The organism is Aminobacter sp. 01T433 (genome assembly GCF_056398585.1).
This window is the reverse complement of sequence record NZ_JBFTPR010000039.1, coordinates 1-15122: the sequence shown is the minus strand read 5'-3', so window position 1 is coordinate 15122 and position 15122 is coordinate 1. Positions and strand designations below refer to the sequence as shown.

Below are 15122 nucleotides of genomic sequence, written 5' to 3'. Positions count from 1 at the left end.
TTGCCAAGCACACCCGCAACTTCATCGAATACAAAGGCTTCTGGCTGCCGCAGGACTTCGCCAAGGAAGGTCCGATCGAGGAATATTGGGCCTGCCGCCAAAAGGCTGTGGTGATGGATCTCTCCGCATTGCGCAAGTTCGAGGTGACGGGGCCGGATTCCGAAGCGCTGTTGCAATACACGCTGACCCGCGACGTCAAGAAGCTCGGTGTCGGCCAGGTCGTTTACACCGCCATGTGCTACGAGCATGGCGGCATGATCGACGACGGCACGCTGCTGCGCCTCGGCAAGGACAATTTCCGCTGGATCTGCGGCGACGACTATTCCGGCGTCTGGCTGCGCGAGGTCGCCGAAAAGCTCGGCCTTAAGGTGCTGGTGCGCTCCTCGACCGACCAGATGCACAACATCGCGGTGCAAGGTCCCAACAGCCGCGACCTCCTCAAGGAGATCATCTGGACCCCGCCGCACCAGCCGGCACTGTCGGAACTCGAATGGTTCCGCTTCACCATCGGCCGCATCGGCGATGCCCAAGGCGTGCCGGTGGTGGTGTCACGCACCGGCTACACCGGCGAGCTTGGCTACGAGGTCTGGTGCCATCCGCGCGATGCCGAAAAGGTCTTTGACGCGGTCTGGGAGGCCGGCAAGCCGCATGGCCTCAAGCCGATGGGTTTTGCCGCACTCGACATGGTGCGTATCGAGGCTGGGCTAATCTTTGCCAATTACGAGTTCTCCGACCAGACCGACCCGTTCGAGGCTGGCATCGGCTTCACCGTGCCGCTCAAGACCAAGACCGACGATTTCATCGGCCGCGAAGCCCTGATCCGGCGCAAGGACAACCCGATCCACAAGCTGGTCGGCCTCGACATCGACGGTAATGTCGCCGTCGGCCATGGTGACTGCGTCCATATCGGCCGCGCCCAGATCGGCGTGGTCACCTCGTCGATGCGCTCGCCGGTGCTGGGCAAGAACATCGCGCTCGCCCGTGTTGACGCGACGCATGCCGCTGTCGGCACCGAGGTCGAGATAGGCAAGCTCGACGGCCACCAAAAGCGCCTACCGGCCCGCATCGTGCCCTTCGCCCACTACGATCCGAAAAAGGAACGCCCGAGGTCGTAAGCAGCATGACTTGACGGCATACCTGCATAAGCCCCGCTATTTGCGGGGCTTTTTGCTTGAGGATAGTGGAAATTGGCTTATTCACGATGAATAGGGATACCGAGGGGGCAAGGTAGCATCGTGGACGTATTTTCTTGGTCGCCCGTCGTGATGATGCTTCCCTTCGTCGTGGTGGGCGCCATTACGTTTTTCCTGGGGACGGCGTTTCTCGCGATCTTTGCACGGCAGGCGCGACGCGACCCATTGTCCATGCCGGTTGCCGCCTTTGTCGGCACGATCACCACGGCTTGGGCGCTATCCCTGGGATTTACGGCGGCGGACGTATGGTCGGTCAATTCGCGCGCAAATGAATTCGCCAGCGCCGAGCGCTCGTCGATGATGCGTCTAGCCGGCATGGCGAAGCCGGAGGCCCTTGCGTCCACGGAGTTGATGAACGGCCTCCAAGCCTACAAGGGCGCAGTTGTTGCGACGGAATGGCCGAACGCCAACCGGGCGCCTGAGCCGGCCGTCGAGCAGGCCTTGCAAGGCATCCGGCTTGCCCTGATCGGGTTGTCGAAAACAGGTCTTCCAGACCCGATCATCGGCCAGATGGTCCAGGATTTCGACGAATTGCAGGATGCGCGCAATTCGCGCCTCGCTATCGGCGCAAGCTCGGTCAACCAGCTGAAATGGTATCTCGTGCTGTTCCTGACGATGCTGTCGGCTATCGTTATTGGAGCTGTCCATGCCGACCGGCCCCATGCGGGCAGGAAGGCGATCCTCATATTCGCGGTGACCGCGAGCGTCAGCCTGTGGATCCTTGCCTTGCACGCCAATCCCTATGTCGGCGTGGCGCAAGTGACGTTGGGTGACGCACGGATCTAGCTTGGCGAAGCCCCGCTCTGGTGGACGCGCCGCCAAGCCTCATCTCTTCTTCGCGGGGCGCGCAGGCTCGGACGTCAGGCTCGCATAGGCCAGCACAATGGCGAAGAAACCAAACGCGGCGAGCACGCCGGCTACGGTAACAATGGTCTCGGTTGGCATGTCTTTTCTCCATCCTGGAATGCCGACCATGCTGGTCCCCAGGTGGATGGAGCGCCTTGACCTGGATCAACCGCGGAAAAACGGCTGCGCTCAGGCGACATTGCTTTTGGAGCCTCGCTGCGGCGCGCCGTTGCGTGTGGCAAGCCACGCCTCGGCCTGGCTGCCCGGCATCGGGAAGGCGATGCCATAACCCTGCACCGCGGGGCAGCCGAGCTCGTGCAGCCACGACAGTTCGACTTCGGTCTCGGCCCCCTCGGCGACGATCGAAATGCCCAAGCCACGTGCCAGTTCGATGATCGCCTTGACGATCTTGGAATTGGCCGGGTTCTTGTCGATGTCGCGGACAAAACGGCGGTCGATCTTCAGCCGGTCGACCTCGTTGGCGCTGATATGCGACAGCGAGGCGTAGCCGGTACCGAAATCGTCCAGCTCCATGCGGATGCCGGCCTTGCGCAGGCGCTTCAACGTCAACCCGATGCCGCTGTTTCCGTCGTCGAGCATGACCGACTCGACGATCTCCAGCGCGACAAGGCGCGTCGGTAGCCCCTCCTTCTTGAGAAGGTCGAGCAGATGGTTGGCAAAATCTGCTTCCCGCAGTTCCTGGGCCGAAACGTTGAGCGAGAGCCGACCGAAATGGAGGCCGGCCCGATGCCATCCGGCAGCTGTGTGGATCGCCTTGGCAAAAATGATGCGGCCGATCGCCGGCATCAGTCCGGCCTTTTCCGCCGTCGGAAGGAATTCGCCGGGAGCAATGTTCTTGCCGTCGACCTCCCAGCGTACCAGAGCTTCGACGCCGATCACCTTGCCGCTTTGGAGTGAGACCTGCGGCTGGAAATGAACTGCAAATGCCTGGGTGGCGATGGCCTGGCGCAGTTCGCGCTCGAGATTTGCCTTCTCCTCGAATTTGTCGCGCAGCGTGGCCGCAAACAGCTGATAGCCGCCACGCCCTTCGGCCTTCGCACGATAGAGCGCGAGATCAGCGTTGACGATCAGGTCGCCGATGGTGCTGGTGGCGTCGTGAAATAGCGCCACGCCGGCACTTGCGCTGGGCTTCAGCGACGTCCCGGCGAATTCCAGCGGCTGCTTGAGAGCAGCCGTGATGCGCGCTGCCACTTCCTCTGCATCTGCTTCCGAGCCGACATCGGTCAGGATCACGGTGAACTCATCGCCGCCAAGGCGCACGCAGACGTCGGAATCGCGAACGTTGGCCAAAAGGCGCTTTGCCGTTTCGATCAGCACAGCATCGCCTGCGGCATGGCCAAGCGTATCGTTGACCGACTTGAAGTGGTCGAGGTCGAGATGGATGACCGCCATCTTCTCACCCTTGCGCCTGGCGGCGGCAAGCGCGGTGTCCATGTAGTCGTTGAGGAAGGCCCTGTTGTAGAGGCCGGTCAGCGCATCATGGTTGGCAGCAAAGGTCATCTGGTCGCGCGCCCTGAGCAGTTCGCTGGTGCACGACACCACCTTGCGCACCAGTGGCCTGAAGATCAGCACGGCCTCGGCCAGCAGCAGCAGCAAGGTGAGGACAAAGACGGTCAGGTGGATCTTCTCCACCGCCGCGCCCTTTTCGGCAGCTTCTGATGAAAACAACCTGGTCAGCGACTCATATTCGCGCCGGGCTTTCTCGGCGACATAGAGCCTGAGGGCGGCGAAGTGCGCGGTGGCATCAGGCGGCATCTCGGCGGACACCGAAACAGGCAGCAGGTTGAGGAATGAGTTGACCGTGTGCGCGAGTATCCGCGTCGACGCCTCGATCTGGCCGGGCGCTTCGTTGAAGAGCTTGGCTGCGTCTTCGGAAAGTTCAAGTTGGTGAAGCGGCGACCTCGTATCGGGCGATCCGTTGCGCAGGAGTTGCTCATGGGCGAGGAAACTGTCGAGCGCCGCCTTGAGATTCTGGCGTGCCTGGGTGCGCAGCCATTGCGCATCGGCCGTATAGGCCTCCGTCGCGCTCAGCAATATTCTCTGCGACAGCAATTGCTGGCGGGCGCCAAGTTCGATCAGGGCCGTCTTCTGGACGTTTGCCGAAATGACCGAGCTGAGCATGAAGAAACTGGCGGTCGCAAGCGACGCGATCAGCATCAGCGCTGCCGCATAAGATGCCTTGGTATTGCGCATGAGCCCATGCGCAAGCATCTGGTGTTTCGAGCTGGCCTCAGCGCTCGCCGACATGTCGATCCCCCGCTTCTTTACAAGAAGTTCCCCCGGGACAGCAAAATGCATTGAAATGATGAATTGCGTGTAAATTTGAAGAGTTTCGCGGCGTGGATCGGTGGATAATCCCAAAAAAGATGCTCGTTCAACCTTCTTGTGGCAGGAACTAATCAGGGGCGCATGTAAATTTGTCGAACTATTCTTGCCAAAGCGCGACGGTCCGCACTGGCAGTTCGGGAACCCTCTGTCCAGATTGCCGGAACTCAGTCTTTACTGATTTTGCAGGGCGGACGCTCGCTTTCATCCATCCTTAACCGTGTCTCGAACTCTCGGTGGATGGGGCTCATTCGCGCCAAATGATGCGCCTACCGACGGCTTGAACGCAGCCGATAGGACTCGCCCGATGGATGAAAAACAAAAGCCTTCCGAGAGATGGGCGCCACTCCAATGTTTGGGGCACGTCGCGCTGTTGTTTGCGCCCATTGCGATCGGACTTGGCGTGTTGATTGTGGTGTCGTCCGGCAAGGATCAGGGTGTGGACCAGGTGGTCACGAGTACCATCCAAAAGCGATAGCGTCTGGAGGTCCTGATCCGAGCAATGCCTTGGTTGGGATCACACGCGATCGGTCTACAAGATCACGGCGAAAGCTATAGTCGCCAGTCTAATGGACGACGCCCATTTTCTTCGCACGCAGCACCTCTGGCACCGCGATTGCAAACAGCACGCAAGCGGCTGCGACAAAGAGGAATCCACCGATAAGGACATAGACGCCTACGCCAACGACGCCGCCCATGAAGAAGGCTACGATTGTACTGGAATAAAGCTTGAGACGGGCAACTGCTGCCGGGCGATCAGGAGGACTGACTACCAAGGCCGCCAAGCCGAGACCAATGTCGGTAGCCATTCCCGAGACATGGGTTGTTCTCACTCTCGCCTGCGATATTCGGGACGACGCGGCGTTCTGTATGCCCATGATGAAGCTCAGGCACATGATCAAGACGATGCCGCTGTTCACTATTGGCAGCAGTACATCGAAAATTCCCACCATAACCAACAGGGCGGCTTCCACCGCGATACTGTAGGCGTAGATGGCTCGTACGCCTCGGCGACGGCCAAATTCGATCAGCAGCCCTGACCCAAACGCTCCTGCGATGAATGCAAGGACAAGTGAGGCGAAGAACGCCGCCAGGCTGAGCTTGCCCAAGCCGACATGATCAGAGAGGGCGGAAACATTGCCCGTCATATTCGCTGAGAAGAAGCCGGTCGCCTGGAAGCCGGCAGCGTTCACAGCGCCTGCTACGCCCGCGAGCAGCGCTGCAAGTCTGACATCGATGTCGAGCGATCGTTGGTCGCCTTCTCGGATCAGCATCCCTAGCCCTCATTCTGTGGCAACTGTAGCGAGGCGACCATGCAGTTCCAAGATGGAGCGCTGCGGTGCTCGGTGCCATCAACTCCCTGGGGGCGTTTCAGAGGTGCTGGTGTTTCGCAAGGGAACGCCAAGGCGAATCACGCCGTGATTTTGCCGGCCTGGAACATTTCGCGCCCGTCCACTCCATGTCGCGTGGATTGGCCGTGGTCATTTGGAAACCCTCGGAAATCAAGGGGACCTACTTGCAACATGACCCAACTACGGCCCAAAGCGAAGGCTTGGAGTATCTGGTTTTACTTGGGGAAGGGGTGGTGCCCAGACGCGGATTCGAACCACGGACACGCGGATTTTCAATCCGCTGCTCTACCAACTGAGCTATCTGGGCCTACTTCCAGGATCACGCCAAAAGCCTTGATCCGGACGCTTCGAGCGGTGCGCTGCACCCCTGAAAGCGGGTGGGTTATAACACGAGATTTGCCCCTGTCCAGCGCCTACGATGTCTTTTTCCAGAAAGAAATCACAGGCCGCTACGGAAGCTCAGGCAGCACCTCAGCTTCGTTCGCCGGCTTCGCTGCTGCTGGTTGAATCTTCTTCCTCGTCGTCGCGGGCGGGAATGACATAGGCGCCCGAAAGCCAGCGGTTGAGGTCGACTGCCTTGCAGCGCGGCGAGCAAAACGGGTAGCTGTCGCGTGCTGAGGCCTTGCCGCATTCGGGGCAGGGGTGCTTGGCGCGCAGCGGCGTGACGATGTCGTTGGGCTTGTCGGTCATACGCGCGCCCCGGCCTGCCAGTTGAGCTGGACCTGATAACCTTCGCCTGAGAGCAGCGAGGTCGTCTCGTAGAGCGGCAGGCCGACCACATTGGTGTAGGAGCCGACGAGCTTGACCACGAAGGTGCCGGCGAGGCCCTGGATGCCATAGCCGCCAGCCTTGCCGCGCCATTCGCCCGAGGCGAGGTAGTTTTCCATGTCCTGCTTCGACAGGCGCTTGAAGCGCACCCGCGTTTCGACGAGCCGCTGGCGCAGCTTGCCGGCGGGCGTCACCAGCGCAAGGCCGGTATAGACACGGTGCGAGCGGCCCGAAAGCAGCTGCAGACAATGCAGCGCCTCGTCCGAAGTCTCTGCCTTGGGCAGGATGCGGCGACCTACGGCCACCACCGTATCGGCAGCAAGGATGAAGCCGGAAGCCGGCTCGGCTTCCTTGGACAGGACGTCATGCGCCTTTTGCGCCTTGGTCACCGACAGGCGCTTTGCCAGCGAGCGCGGGTGCTCGGCCCGCATCGGGCGCTCATCGACATCGGCTGGAAACAGCCGGTCCGGCTCGATGCCCGCCTGCTGCAACAATTCGACGCGGCGCGGCGAACCCGAGGCAAGCACAAGCTTTTGCAGATCGCTCAATCCAAGATCCTGTAGGCTGAGGCCGGCCGACTGCCCTTGGGCTGTGGCGGCTTACTTGAAGCGGTAGGTGATACGGCCCTTGGTCAGGTCGTAGGGCGTCATTTCGACGAGGACCTTGTCGCCGGTGAGAACGCGGATGCGATTCTTGCGCATGCGACCGGCGGTATGGGCGATGATTTCGTGTTCGTTTTCGAGCTTGACCCGGAACATCGCATTCGGCAACAATTCCGTAACAACGCCCGGAAACTCGAGGACTTCTTCCTTCGGCATTCGGTACCTTTGGTTTGGATGGCTTTTCCCGGCGATCTGGCCGGAATTTTCGCGGAACCTATATGATAATCCGCGCTTTGTGAACACGCTTAATCGGCGTCGTTTTCTGCTGCCTTTTGCGCGAATCTTTCGCCCATTCTGACCTTCAGCCGCTCACGGACATCGCGATAGGCGTTCATGATCTGGTCGCGCGTGCCCGTTACCGCCGTTGGGTCGGGTGTCGGCCAGTATTCGACGTCGATTGCCATCGAACGGGTGAATTCGAGCGCTGCGTGATGCGCTTCGGGCGCCAGCGTGACGATCAGGTCGAAATAGTCGTCTTCGAGATCATCGAGGGTGCGTGGCTGGTGTTCTTTGAACCCCATGCCTTCTTCGGCAAGAACGGCATCGACGAAAGGGTCGCGGTCGCCAGCGCGCACGCCGGCTGAAGCGACGAAGATCGAAGGCGGCAAATGATGGCGGGCAATCGCTTCGGCCATCGGCGAGCGGACCGAATTCATTCGACACATGAACAAGATAGAGCGCGGGGAGGTGCTGTTTGCCGCCATATGTCATCCGCGCCAGTGAAGCACGCAGATCAGCGTGAAGAGGCGACGGGCTGTGTCGAAGTCGATCTCGATCTTGCCGGAAAGGCGGTCGAGCAGCGTTTGCGATCCCTCATTGTGCAGGCCGCGCCTGCCCATGTCGATCGCCTCGATCTGGCTGGGCGTCGAAGAGCGGATCGCTTCATAGTAGCTTTCGCAGATCATGAAGTAGTCCTTCACGATGCGGCGGAACGGGGTCAGCGACAGGATGTGGGTCACAACCGCTTCGCCATGTTCGCGCGAGATGGCGAAGACCAGCCTGGCGTCGACCAGCGACAGCTTGAGCCGGTAGGGCCCATGGCCGTCGTCATTGATCGGATGGAAGCTATTTTCCTCGATCAGGTCGAAGATCGCGACCGCGCGCTCATGCTCGACGTCGGGCGTCGAACGGCCGATCGATTCGTCGAGTTCGACGTCGACCAGGCGGGAGCGTGCGTGGCCTTTGTCGGACATGGCCGCCTACATGTTCAATCTGATGGCGACTGAGCGCGCATGGGCGTCCAGACCTTCGGCCTTGGCCAATGCGATCGCCGCAGGCGCCAGCGCCCGCAACTGTTCGGGGCCGAGCTTCAGGATGGAGCTGCGCTTGACGAAATCGAGCACAGTCAGCCCCGAGGAAAAGCGCGCCGAGCGTGCCGTGGGCAGCACATGGTTCGGACCGCCGACATAGTCACCGATGACTTCGGGCGTATGCTTGCCGACGAAGATCGAGCCCGCGTTGCGGACGCGCGCCAGCAGCGCTTCCGGCTCGGCGACGGCGAGTTCGAGATGTTCGGCAGCGATTCGGTCGATCAGCGGGATCGCCTTGTCGAAATCCTCGACCAGGATCACCGCGCCAAAATCGCGCCAGCTGGCCGCTGCCGTCTCGGCGCGGGGCAGGAGCTTGATCTGGCGTTCGACCGCTTCTTCCACCGATTTGCCGAAGGCGGCGTGATTGGTGATCAGGATAGACTGCGCCGACACGTCGTGTTCGGCCTGCGCCAGCAGGTCGGCGGCAAGCCAGTCGGGATCGTTGTCGCTGTCAGCCACGATCAGCACTTCCGAGGGGCCGGCGATCATGTCGATGCCGACGGTGCCGAACACCTGGCGCTTGGCAGCCGCCACATAGGCGTTGCCGGGGCCGACGATCTTGGCGACGGGGCGGATGGTTTCGGTGCCATAGGCAAGGGCGGCAATCGCCTGGGCGCCGCCGACGCGGTAGATCTCGGACACGCCGGCGAGGTCGGCTGCGACCAGCACCAGCGGATTGATGACGCCGCCGGTGGCGGGCACCACTATGACGATGCGTTCGACGCCTGCAACCTGGGCCGGCACAGCGTTCATCAGCACCGAACTCGGATAGCTCGCCGTGCCGCCGGGAACATAGAGCCCGACAGCCTCGACAGCGGTCCAGCGCGAGCCAAGCTCGACGCCGATCGGGTCTACATAACGGTCGTCCTTGGGCATCTGGCGGGCATGATGCGAGCGGATGCGGTCACGGGCAAAGCGCAGCGCCTCTACAATCTCGGGGTCGGCGTTGACATAGGCCTGGTCGATGTCCGCGCGCGTCACGGCGATGCCGAGCGTGGTAAGGTCGGCGCGGTCGAATTTCTTGGTGTAGTCGATCAGGGCCGCATCGCCACGGCTGCGCACATCGTCGATGATGGCGCGCACAGTGGCGTCGACGTCGGGCGACACTTCGCGCTTGGTGGTCAAGAAGGCGGCGAAGCGCTTCTCGAAGTCGGCGTCGGATTGGCTAAGCGTGATGGCCATGGAAAATGCTCAGGTCTTGTGAATGGGGCGGGAGGAGGCCTGCCAGGCAGCGCCTGTATCGGTCAGCCGGGCCTCGATCACCTCGACCTCGAGCCGGATTGCGGCATCGCCGGAAAACAAAAGCTCGATTGTTCCGGCAGGACCTTCGTCCTGCGCGAAACCGATGGCCAGAAGCTCCAGCACCTCGTCGGTCTTGGTGCGCGAAATGCCGAACATCTTGACCGACAGCACGCGGTCGAAATGCAGGATCGAGCGCCGGCGCTCATATCTGGGGCGGAAGAACCCCTTCTTGGTTTCCCAGGCGAAGCGGTTCATCGCCATCGCAAAGCGCTTGGCGGGCGCGTCGAAAGCGAGGTCGCCGACCTTGATCACCGCATCCTGCACATGGGCCGAGACGATCTCCAGATCTTCTTCGTCGAGGGCGACTAGCTTGAGCTGATTCATGTCCGGTCGGCTGCCTGTGCGGGAAGGTGATGCTTCCGGCTTTGTTAGGCGGTCTTGCTGCTAAAGGGAAGGCAGTAAGGGAGTAGGGCAGTAAGGCAGTAAGGACCGACTGCCCTACTGCCTTATTGCCCTAATGCCTTAACATCAGCCGCTGATGCGCTCGATCACCGCGCCGCAACGCGACAGCTTCTCTTCCAGCCGCTCGAAACCACGGTCGAGATGGTAGACGCGGTTGACCGTCGTTTCGCCTTCGGCGGCAAGGCCGGCGATGACCAGCGACACCGAAGCGCGCAGGTCGGTCGCCATCACGGGCGCACCCTTGAGCTTGGAAACGCCTTCAACGATCGCCGTCTGGCCAGAAAGCGTGATGTGGGCGCCAAGGCGGGCGAGCTCCTGCACATGCATGAAGCGGTTTTCAAAGATCGTCTCGGTGATCTTCGACTTGCCCTTGGACATGGTCATCAGGCCCATGAACTGTGCCTGAAGATCGGTTGGGAAGCCTGGGAATGGTTCCGTGGTGACGTCGACCGGCGAAATGCCCGAACCGTTGCGCAGTACGCGGATGCCCGAATTGGTCTCGATGATCTCGGCGCCGGTCTGGGAGATCACGTCGAGCGCGCCCTGCAAAAGGTCGGCACGCGCGCCTTCGAGCAGAACGTCGCCGCCGGTCATGGCGACCGCCATGGCATAGGTGCCGGTTTCGATGCGGTCGGGGATGACGCGGTGGCGCGCGCCCGACAGCGAATCGACGCCTTCGATGGTGATGGTCGAGGTGCCAGCGCCTGAAATCTTCGCACCCATCGCGTTGAGGCACTCGGCGAGATTGACGACTTCGGGCTCACGCGCGGCGTTTTCGAGCACTGTTTCGCCACGTGCAAGCGTTGCTGCCATCATCAGCACATGGGTGGCGCCGACCGAAATCTTGGGGAAGGTGTAGCGGTTGCCGGTGAGGCGGTTCTTGGCGGAAGCCAGGATGTAGCCGTTTTCGACCTCGATCTTGGCGCCGAGCGCCTGCAGGCCGTCGATGAACAGGTCGACCGGCCGTGTGCCGATGGCGCAACCGCCCGGTAGCGACACCTTGGCTTCGCCCATGCGGGCAAGCAACGGCCCGATGACCCAGAAGCTGGCGCGCATCTTGGAAACCAGCTCATAGGGAGCGGTGGTGTCGACGATGTTGCGGGCGGTGAACGAGATGGTGCGCGAATAGCCTTCGCCCTGGCGCTCGCGGCGGCCGGAGACGGAATAGTCGACGCCATGATTGCCCAAAATGCGGATCAGCTGCTCGACATCGGCCAGATGCGGCACGTTTTCGAGCGTCAGCGTATCGTCGGTGAGCAGCGAGGCGATCATCAGGGGAAGGGCTGCATTCTTCGCGCCCGAGATCGGGATGATTCCGGTCAGCTCGTTGCCGCCGACAATTCTGATGCGATCCATTGGCCGTCGTTTCTCCGGGCGATGCCGGTTCTGGCGAGAAATTTTCTTGCCGCCGTCTAGACCATCGCGCTTTCAGGTTCAAGAAACCCGGTTTTGCCGGTCCGTGCGCCAAGCGCCTGCCATTGCCGGTCAGGCCTTCTCGGGTTTTTCCGTCTCTCCCTCAGCCGCGGCAAGGCCTTCCGGCCTCGTATCGGCTTCGCCTGTACGTCGCGAGCGCGCCTGCGCCTTGCGTTTCATCAGGTTGGCGCGCAACTCGGCTGCGAGCCGTGCCTGACGCTTGTCGGCACCGCTTGAGGGCACTTTTGGTTTCGACGACATGTGGTGGTCCCCGCTTGTCGATCGTTCACAGCGGCTTGGCAACGGAAATGGCCAGTATTGTGGCGTAAGGGGGCCTGTGGAAAATGATACACGATTTGGTGCAACTCATAACTTGCGCTGCCGGGAATCATGTGGCACAAGCCGCCCCGTTCACGGTTGCTGCCGTAGCTCAGTGGTAGAGCACTCCCTTGGTAAGGGAGAGGTCGAGAGTTCAATCCTCTCTGGCAGCACCATTTTTCCCCAAGCGTCGTCAAAAGCATAGAGTTTTCCATGGCTTCCGATTGGTCGGACTGTTATGGGATTGTGCTCTGGGTATGGCTGGAAGACGGTGGCGGATGCGGGGCCTCTCCAAACGAAAAGGCTCGGATGTCTGGCAGGGGCGTTTCCGAATCCCCGAGCGTCTTTGGTGCGAAAGGGACAAACTGCGGTCCCTTGGAGTCGTTGACCTAAGGGCAAGCCAAGAGTTCACGCGAAGCACTGGCCACCACGACCGCGACAAGGCGGGCGCGGAGTACCGCTCCATGCTGATCGCGTGGGACGCCAAAATGGACGCATGGCGGTCGCTGCTCGAATCAGGACCTCAGGAGCTTTCACACAGGCAGGCTGTCGGACTCGCCGCTGACCACGCTCGGGCCTTTCTGGCGGCCCATGAGGACAATCCACACAGTGCCCCGGCTGTCCCTCAGCTCATCTGGCCGGTTCAAGATGGTGGCGAGTTGGATAGGGTTGTGGCTGCGATGCCTCCCGATGTTCGCACCAAGTTCGAAGCGGACTTGCGGAAAGCTACAATGGGGGGAATGGGGAGGGCGCGGCAGCGCATCCTCCGTTTCCTAATGAAGTACCCTGCCGCCCTGCCAGCCTTCTCAACGCACATGGTGGCACTCTTTGAGGCCAAGCATGGGAAAGACGCGGACAATGCGTTGGCGGGCCATAAGCTGACTGTCACGGCGGATACACGGCAAGACGTGTTGGATGCCATGGCGTCCCTTATGGCCAAGGCTCGGGGTGGGCTGGAGCGGCGCAAGCACTACGACTACGGTCCGGTGCCAGAGCTTGAGGTTGCTCCCACCTTCGTGGCTCCCGCTCGAACGGCCAAGTCGCCTCCGCCAGTGACTTTCAGTGCGATTGTGGATGAGCAGGCTCGAAAGCGGAAGGCGGGGGCGGGCTCAAGGCCCATGCCCGAGAAGTCCATCCAGAAGTACAAGCGGCTCGGAGAGGACTTCGCCCGATCCCGAGGCTCCAAGGATGCCGCGACGGTGAAGGTCTCGGAGGTGGAGGAGTGGCTGGACGCGATGCTAGGCGCGGGGAAGGTCGGCAATCGGTCAATCGCAGACAGGATCGTGAGTCTGGGGACCATCATTAACTGGGGGAAGCGTCAAAGAGAGCACCGCGAGGCCATGGCTGGGGCCGAGGTTGTCTCCGGTCGCGTGGAGCTGCCCTCTTACGTCGAGAAGCCCGCGAGCGACACCTCGTACACGCTTGAGGAGGCCCGTGCGGTCCTGCAAGCAGCTCGCAATGAGGCGGATACCAGTAAGAGGTGGCTGCCCTGGCTGTGCCTATATGGCGGCCTACGTATCGGTGAAGCGGAAGGCCTGAGGCAAGAGGACTTCTTCCAGGCGGAGGGCGAGTGGTTCTTCCGCGTGACAAGCGCCGGCAAGCGTTCCCTCAAGACGGCGAATAGTGAGCGAGTGGTCCCGGTCCATCCTGCTCTGGTCGGGGAGGGGCTCTTGGAGTGGCTTGAGGGACGACCCAAAGGGCAACTCTTCCGTCCGTCTGCATATTCATACATGGGGCGTTGGGTGCGCTCCAAGTCGGTTGGGATCACCCGCAAAGGCGTCTCACCTAATCACGGCTTGAGGCACCTGTTTGTTGCTCTATGCCGGCGTGACGGTGTGGACTCGGAGGCGGCGGAATATCTTGCGGGCCACGCTACGGCGAAGGTCCACGCCAAGTATGGCTCCACGGAAGTCATGTTGCCGGGGCTTGCGGTGGAGATGCGGAAGATCAAGCCTTTGTTGTCGATAAATCGCAGGGCGGGTTGAGGGGGGCGTTGAAGTGAACGATGCCGTGGAGGGTAGAGGGGAGCGTGACGAGGTTTTCGGCAGCCTCAATCGCTTGAATGGAATATTGCAGGGCCTTGACGAGCGAGGACTGGTTCTTTCACTCGCGGCCTTCGCGGAGGAGGCACTTGGTGATCTCATTAAGTCATTTCTTCTCCCAGGAGATTCGACCGAAAGGCTGCTCGACGGGTTCAACGCACCAATCGGAACTTTCTCCGCCCGCTCTAAGATGGCGTACTCCCTCGGCCTAATAACGAAGTTTCAATATGAAGACCTCGAACGGCTGAGGAGAATTAGAAATGAGTTCGCGCACAGCTGGGAGCCATTGACTTTTGGTGACCAAAGTATCGCGGCGCACATCACGGCTCTTCACTTTAGCTGCCTGATTGAATCCTTTCCTGAGTCTCCTCAGGAGAAGGTTCGGCTTTGTTTTGGTGCGTTGTTGATGGAGTTGCGGTCAACTACCAATCAAATCGGTAGGCATAGTCAACGGGCCAAGGTGCTTGGAAACCATTTAGTCCCAGGAGTCGTTGGCACGTTTGATGAGCAAATCGCAAAATGTCGCGAGAACTTGGCGAAGGTGGCAGGAGAGTTGAAGGATGCCTCAGGTGAGCGGCGGAGGTTTCTCCTTGCTACCCGCTTGAGGTGGGAGGGAGTTCTCGCCATAGCGGGGATCAATGCTCCTGCTGAACGCAAGCAGGAGGTCCGAAAACTTCAGGCCGAGTTTCAGGCCTGGAATGTTCCGCCAAAAGATTACTGAAACTGGCACTGCAAGGCCGGGGACGCGAGAATGGATAGAGGGAGAGGCATCCCGCCTGGGTTTGAACGCCACGTCGGTTAGCCTCTAGAAATCTTCCGCATCCTTTTTGCTTGCCGCTTCAACGCCATATTTGTGGCTTGGGCATCGTGAATCAGGGTGTCGAACTCGGAAGCTGCAGTCCCGTCGCCGCCCAGTTTTCCTTCCAATTTCGCCACCATTTGGCGAGACGCCAGGAGCAAATTCTCTGCCTGTTGCGCGGTGTTGTGGGCATCATCAACAATGGCAGTCGATAGTCTCATGTTGATTTCCACTGAGAGCTGACCCGGCGTTTCCACCGAGAAGTGACCCGCCTTTAGGTATCGTTCGTGTTGGTGGTGGTGGTCAAGTTCGTGCGTTTCTCCTTCGTTGTTTTGGGTTCATGCGCCGAACTGTTCTTGAAGCGAAAGC

Annotated in this window: 16 protein-coding genes and 2 tRNA genes; 5 read left to right on the top strand and 13 right to left on the bottom strand. The window is 60.8% G+C overall.

Annotated features, from left to right (window positions below; genetic code table 11):
• Together AC1DLV_RS29830 and AC1DLV_RS29825 are read left to right on the top strand one after the other, a co-directional pair.
• Positions 1-1115, top strand: a 1115-nt coding sequence (locus AC1DLV_RS29830; RefSeq protein WP_476836337.1) for an aminomethyl transferase family protein, incomplete at its 5' end; no start/stop codon positions are given.
• Positions 1116-1235: 120 nt separating this feature from the next.
• The gene (locus AC1DLV_RS29825) at positions 1236-1979 is read left to right on the top strand and encodes a bestrophin-like domain (RefSeq protein WP_476803562.1); all 744 of its coding nucleotides are present in this window, start codon (positions 1236-1238) and stop codon (positions 1977-1979) included.
• A 249-nt stretch (positions 1980-2228) separates the two neighbouring features.
• On the opposite strand, the gene AC1DLV_RS29820 is transcribed toward AC1DLV_RS29825, so the two are convergent.
• From AC1DLV_RS29820 to AC1DLV_RS29765, 12 genes are all read right to left on the bottom strand, one after another.
• On the bottom strand, positions 2229-4307 hold the full coding sequence (locus AC1DLV_RS29820; protein WP_476803563.1) for a putative bifunctional diguanylate cyclase/phosphodiesterase: 2079 nt from the start codon (positions 4305-4307) through the stop codon (positions 2229-2231).
• Between the two features lie 644 nt (positions 4308-4951).
• Positions 4952-5659 carry a YoaK family protein gene (locus tag AC1DLV_RS29815; RefSeq protein ID WP_476803564.1) on the bottom strand — a complete coding sequence of 236 codons (708 nt, stop codon included), beginning with the start codon at positions 5657-5659 and terminating at the stop codon, positions 4952-4954.
• Between the two features lie 309 nt (positions 5660-5968).
• A tRNA-Phe gene (locus AC1DLV_RS29810) sits at positions 5969-6044 on the bottom strand.
• 164 nt (positions 6045-6208) lie between these two features.
• Entirely contained in the window at positions 6209-6427 is a 219-nt protein-coding gene (gene yacG / locus AC1DLV_RS29805; RefSeq protein ID WP_476803565.1) for a DNA gyrase inhibitor YacG, read from the bottom strand.
• The gene (locus AC1DLV_RS29800; RefSeq protein WP_476803566.1) at positions 6424-7053 is read right to left on the bottom strand and encodes a Maf-like protein; all 630 of its coding nucleotides are present in this window, start codon (positions 7051-7053) and stop codon (positions 6424-6426) included. Before AC1DLV_RS29800 ends, yacG begins: the two co-directional genes overlap by 4 nt.
• A 51-nt stretch (positions 7054-7104) precedes the next feature.
• Positions 7105-7323 carry a translation initiation factor IF-1 gene (gene infA / locus AC1DLV_RS29795; protein WP_006200926.1) on the bottom strand — a complete coding sequence of 73 codons (219 nt, stop codon included), beginning with the start codon at positions 7321-7323 and terminating at the stop codon, positions 7105-7107.
• An 89-nt stretch (positions 7324-7412) separates the two neighbouring features.
• Positions 7413-7871 (bottom strand): arsenate-mycothiol transferase ArsC, encoded by a 459-nt coding sequence (locus AC1DLV_RS29790; RefSeq protein ID WP_476803567.1) that lies wholly within the window; start codon positions 7869-7871, stop codon positions 7413-7415.
• A gap of 3 nt (positions 7872-7874) precedes the next feature.
• Entirely contained in the window at positions 7875-8360 is a 486-nt protein-coding gene (locus AC1DLV_RS29785) for a UPF0262 family protein (protein ID WP_067965312.1), read from the bottom strand.
• 6 nt (positions 8361-8366) lie between these two features.
• The gene (hisD, locus tag AC1DLV_RS29780) at positions 8367-9659 is read right to left on the bottom strand and encodes a histidinol dehydrogenase (protein ID WP_476803568.1); all 1293 of its coding nucleotides are present in this window, start codon (positions 9657-9659) and stop codon (positions 8367-8369) included.
• Between the two features lie 9 nt (positions 9660-9668).
• Positions 9669-10103 carry a DUF2948 family protein gene (locus AC1DLV_RS29775; RefSeq protein ID WP_476803569.1) on the bottom strand — a complete coding sequence of 145 codons (435 nt, stop codon included), beginning with the start codon at positions 10101-10103 and terminating at the stop codon, positions 9669-9671.
• Between the two features lie 144 nt (positions 10104-10247).
• Positions 10248-11537 (bottom strand): UDP-N-acetylglucosamine 1-carboxyvinyltransferase, encoded by a 1290-nt coding sequence (gene murA / locus AC1DLV_RS29770; protein ID WP_476782912.1) that lies wholly within the window; start codon positions 11535-11537, stop codon positions 10248-10250.
• 129 nt (positions 11538-11666) lie between these two features.
• On the bottom strand, positions 11667-11855 hold the full coding sequence (locus AC1DLV_RS29765; RefSeq protein WP_476803570.1) for a hypothetical protein: 189 nt from the start codon (positions 11853-11855) through the stop codon (positions 11667-11669).
• A gap of 158 nt (positions 11856-12013) precedes the next feature.
• On the opposite strand from AC1DLV_RS29765, the gene AC1DLV_RS29760 reads away from it, so the two are divergent.
• The 3 genes from AC1DLV_RS29760 to AC1DLV_RS29750 all read left to right on the top strand — a co-directional run bounded on the left by AC1DLV_RS29760 (position 12014) and on the right by AC1DLV_RS29750 (position 14675).
• A tRNA-Thr gene (locus AC1DLV_RS29760) sits at positions 12014-12088 on the top strand.
• 288 nt (positions 12089-12376) lie between these two features.
• On the top strand, positions 12377-13897 hold the full coding sequence (locus AC1DLV_RS29755) for a site-specific integrase (protein WP_476803571.1): 1521 nt from the start codon (positions 12377-12379) through the stop codon (positions 13895-13897).
• A gap of 13 nt (positions 13898-13910) precedes the next feature.
• On the top strand, positions 13911-14675 hold the full coding sequence (locus tag AC1DLV_RS29750; RefSeq protein ID WP_476803572.1) for an MltR family transcriptional regulator: 765 nt from the start codon (positions 13911-13913) through the stop codon (positions 14673-14675).
• 77 nt (positions 14676-14752) lie between these two features.
• Here AC1DLV_RS29750 and AC1DLV_RS29745 read toward each other — a convergent pair whose 3' ends face one another.
• Positions 14753-14974, bottom strand: coding sequence for a hypothetical protein (locus AC1DLV_RS29745; protein WP_476803573.1), 222 nt, complete (start codon positions 14972-14974; stop codon positions 14753-14755).
• Between the last annotated feature and the right edge of the window lie 148 nt (positions 14975-15122).

Excerpts from the sequence above, each read along its gene's own strand:
- AC1DLV_RS29820 (WP_476803563.1), bottom strand. The coding sequence starts at position 4,307 with ATGTCGGCGAGCGCTGAGGCCAGCTCGAAACACCAGATGCTTGCGCAT.
- AC1DLV_RS29815 (WP_476803564.1), bottom strand. The coding sequence starts at position 5,659 with ATGCTGATCCGAGAAGGCGACCAACGATCGCTCGACATCGATGTCAGA.
- yacG (WP_476803565.1), bottom strand. The coding sequence starts at position 6,427 with ATGACCGACAAGCCCAACGACATCGTCACGCCGCTGCGCGCCAAGCAC.
- infA (WP_006200926.1), bottom strand. The coding sequence starts at position 7,323 with ATGCCGAAGGAAGAAGTCCTCGAGTTTCCGGGCGTTGTTACGGAATTG.
- AC1DLV_RS29790 (WP_476803567.1), bottom strand. The coding sequence starts at position 7,871 with ATGGCGGCAAACAGCACCTCCCCGCGCTCTATCTTGTTCATGTGTCGA.
- AC1DLV_RS29785 (WP_067965312.1), bottom strand. The coding sequence starts at position 8,360 with ATGTCCGACAAAGGCCACGCACGCTCCCGCCTGGTCGACGTCGAACTC.
- hisD (WP_476803568.1), bottom strand. The coding sequence starts at position 9,659 with ATGGCCATCACGCTTAGCCAATCCGACGCCGACTTCGAGAAGCGCTTC.
- AC1DLV_RS29775 (WP_476803569.1), bottom strand. The coding sequence starts at position 10,103 with ATGAATCAGCTCAAGCTAGTCGCCCTCGACGAAGAAGATCTGGAGATC.
- murA (WP_476782912.1), bottom strand. The coding sequence starts at position 11,537 with ATGGATCGCATCAGAATTGTCGGCGGCAACGAGCTGACCGGAATCATC.
- AC1DLV_RS29765 (WP_476803570.1), bottom strand. The coding sequence starts at position 11,855 with ATGTCGTCGAAACCAAAAGTGCCCTCAAGCGGTGCCGACAAGCGTCAG.
- AC1DLV_RS29755 (WP_476803571.1), top strand. The coding sequence starts at position 12,377 with ATGCTGATCGCGTGGGACGCCAAAATGGACGCATGGCGGTCGCTGCTC.
- AC1DLV_RS29745 (WP_476803573.1), bottom strand. The coding sequence starts at position 14,974 with ATGAGACTATCGACTGCCATTGTTGATGATGCCCACAACACCGCGCAA.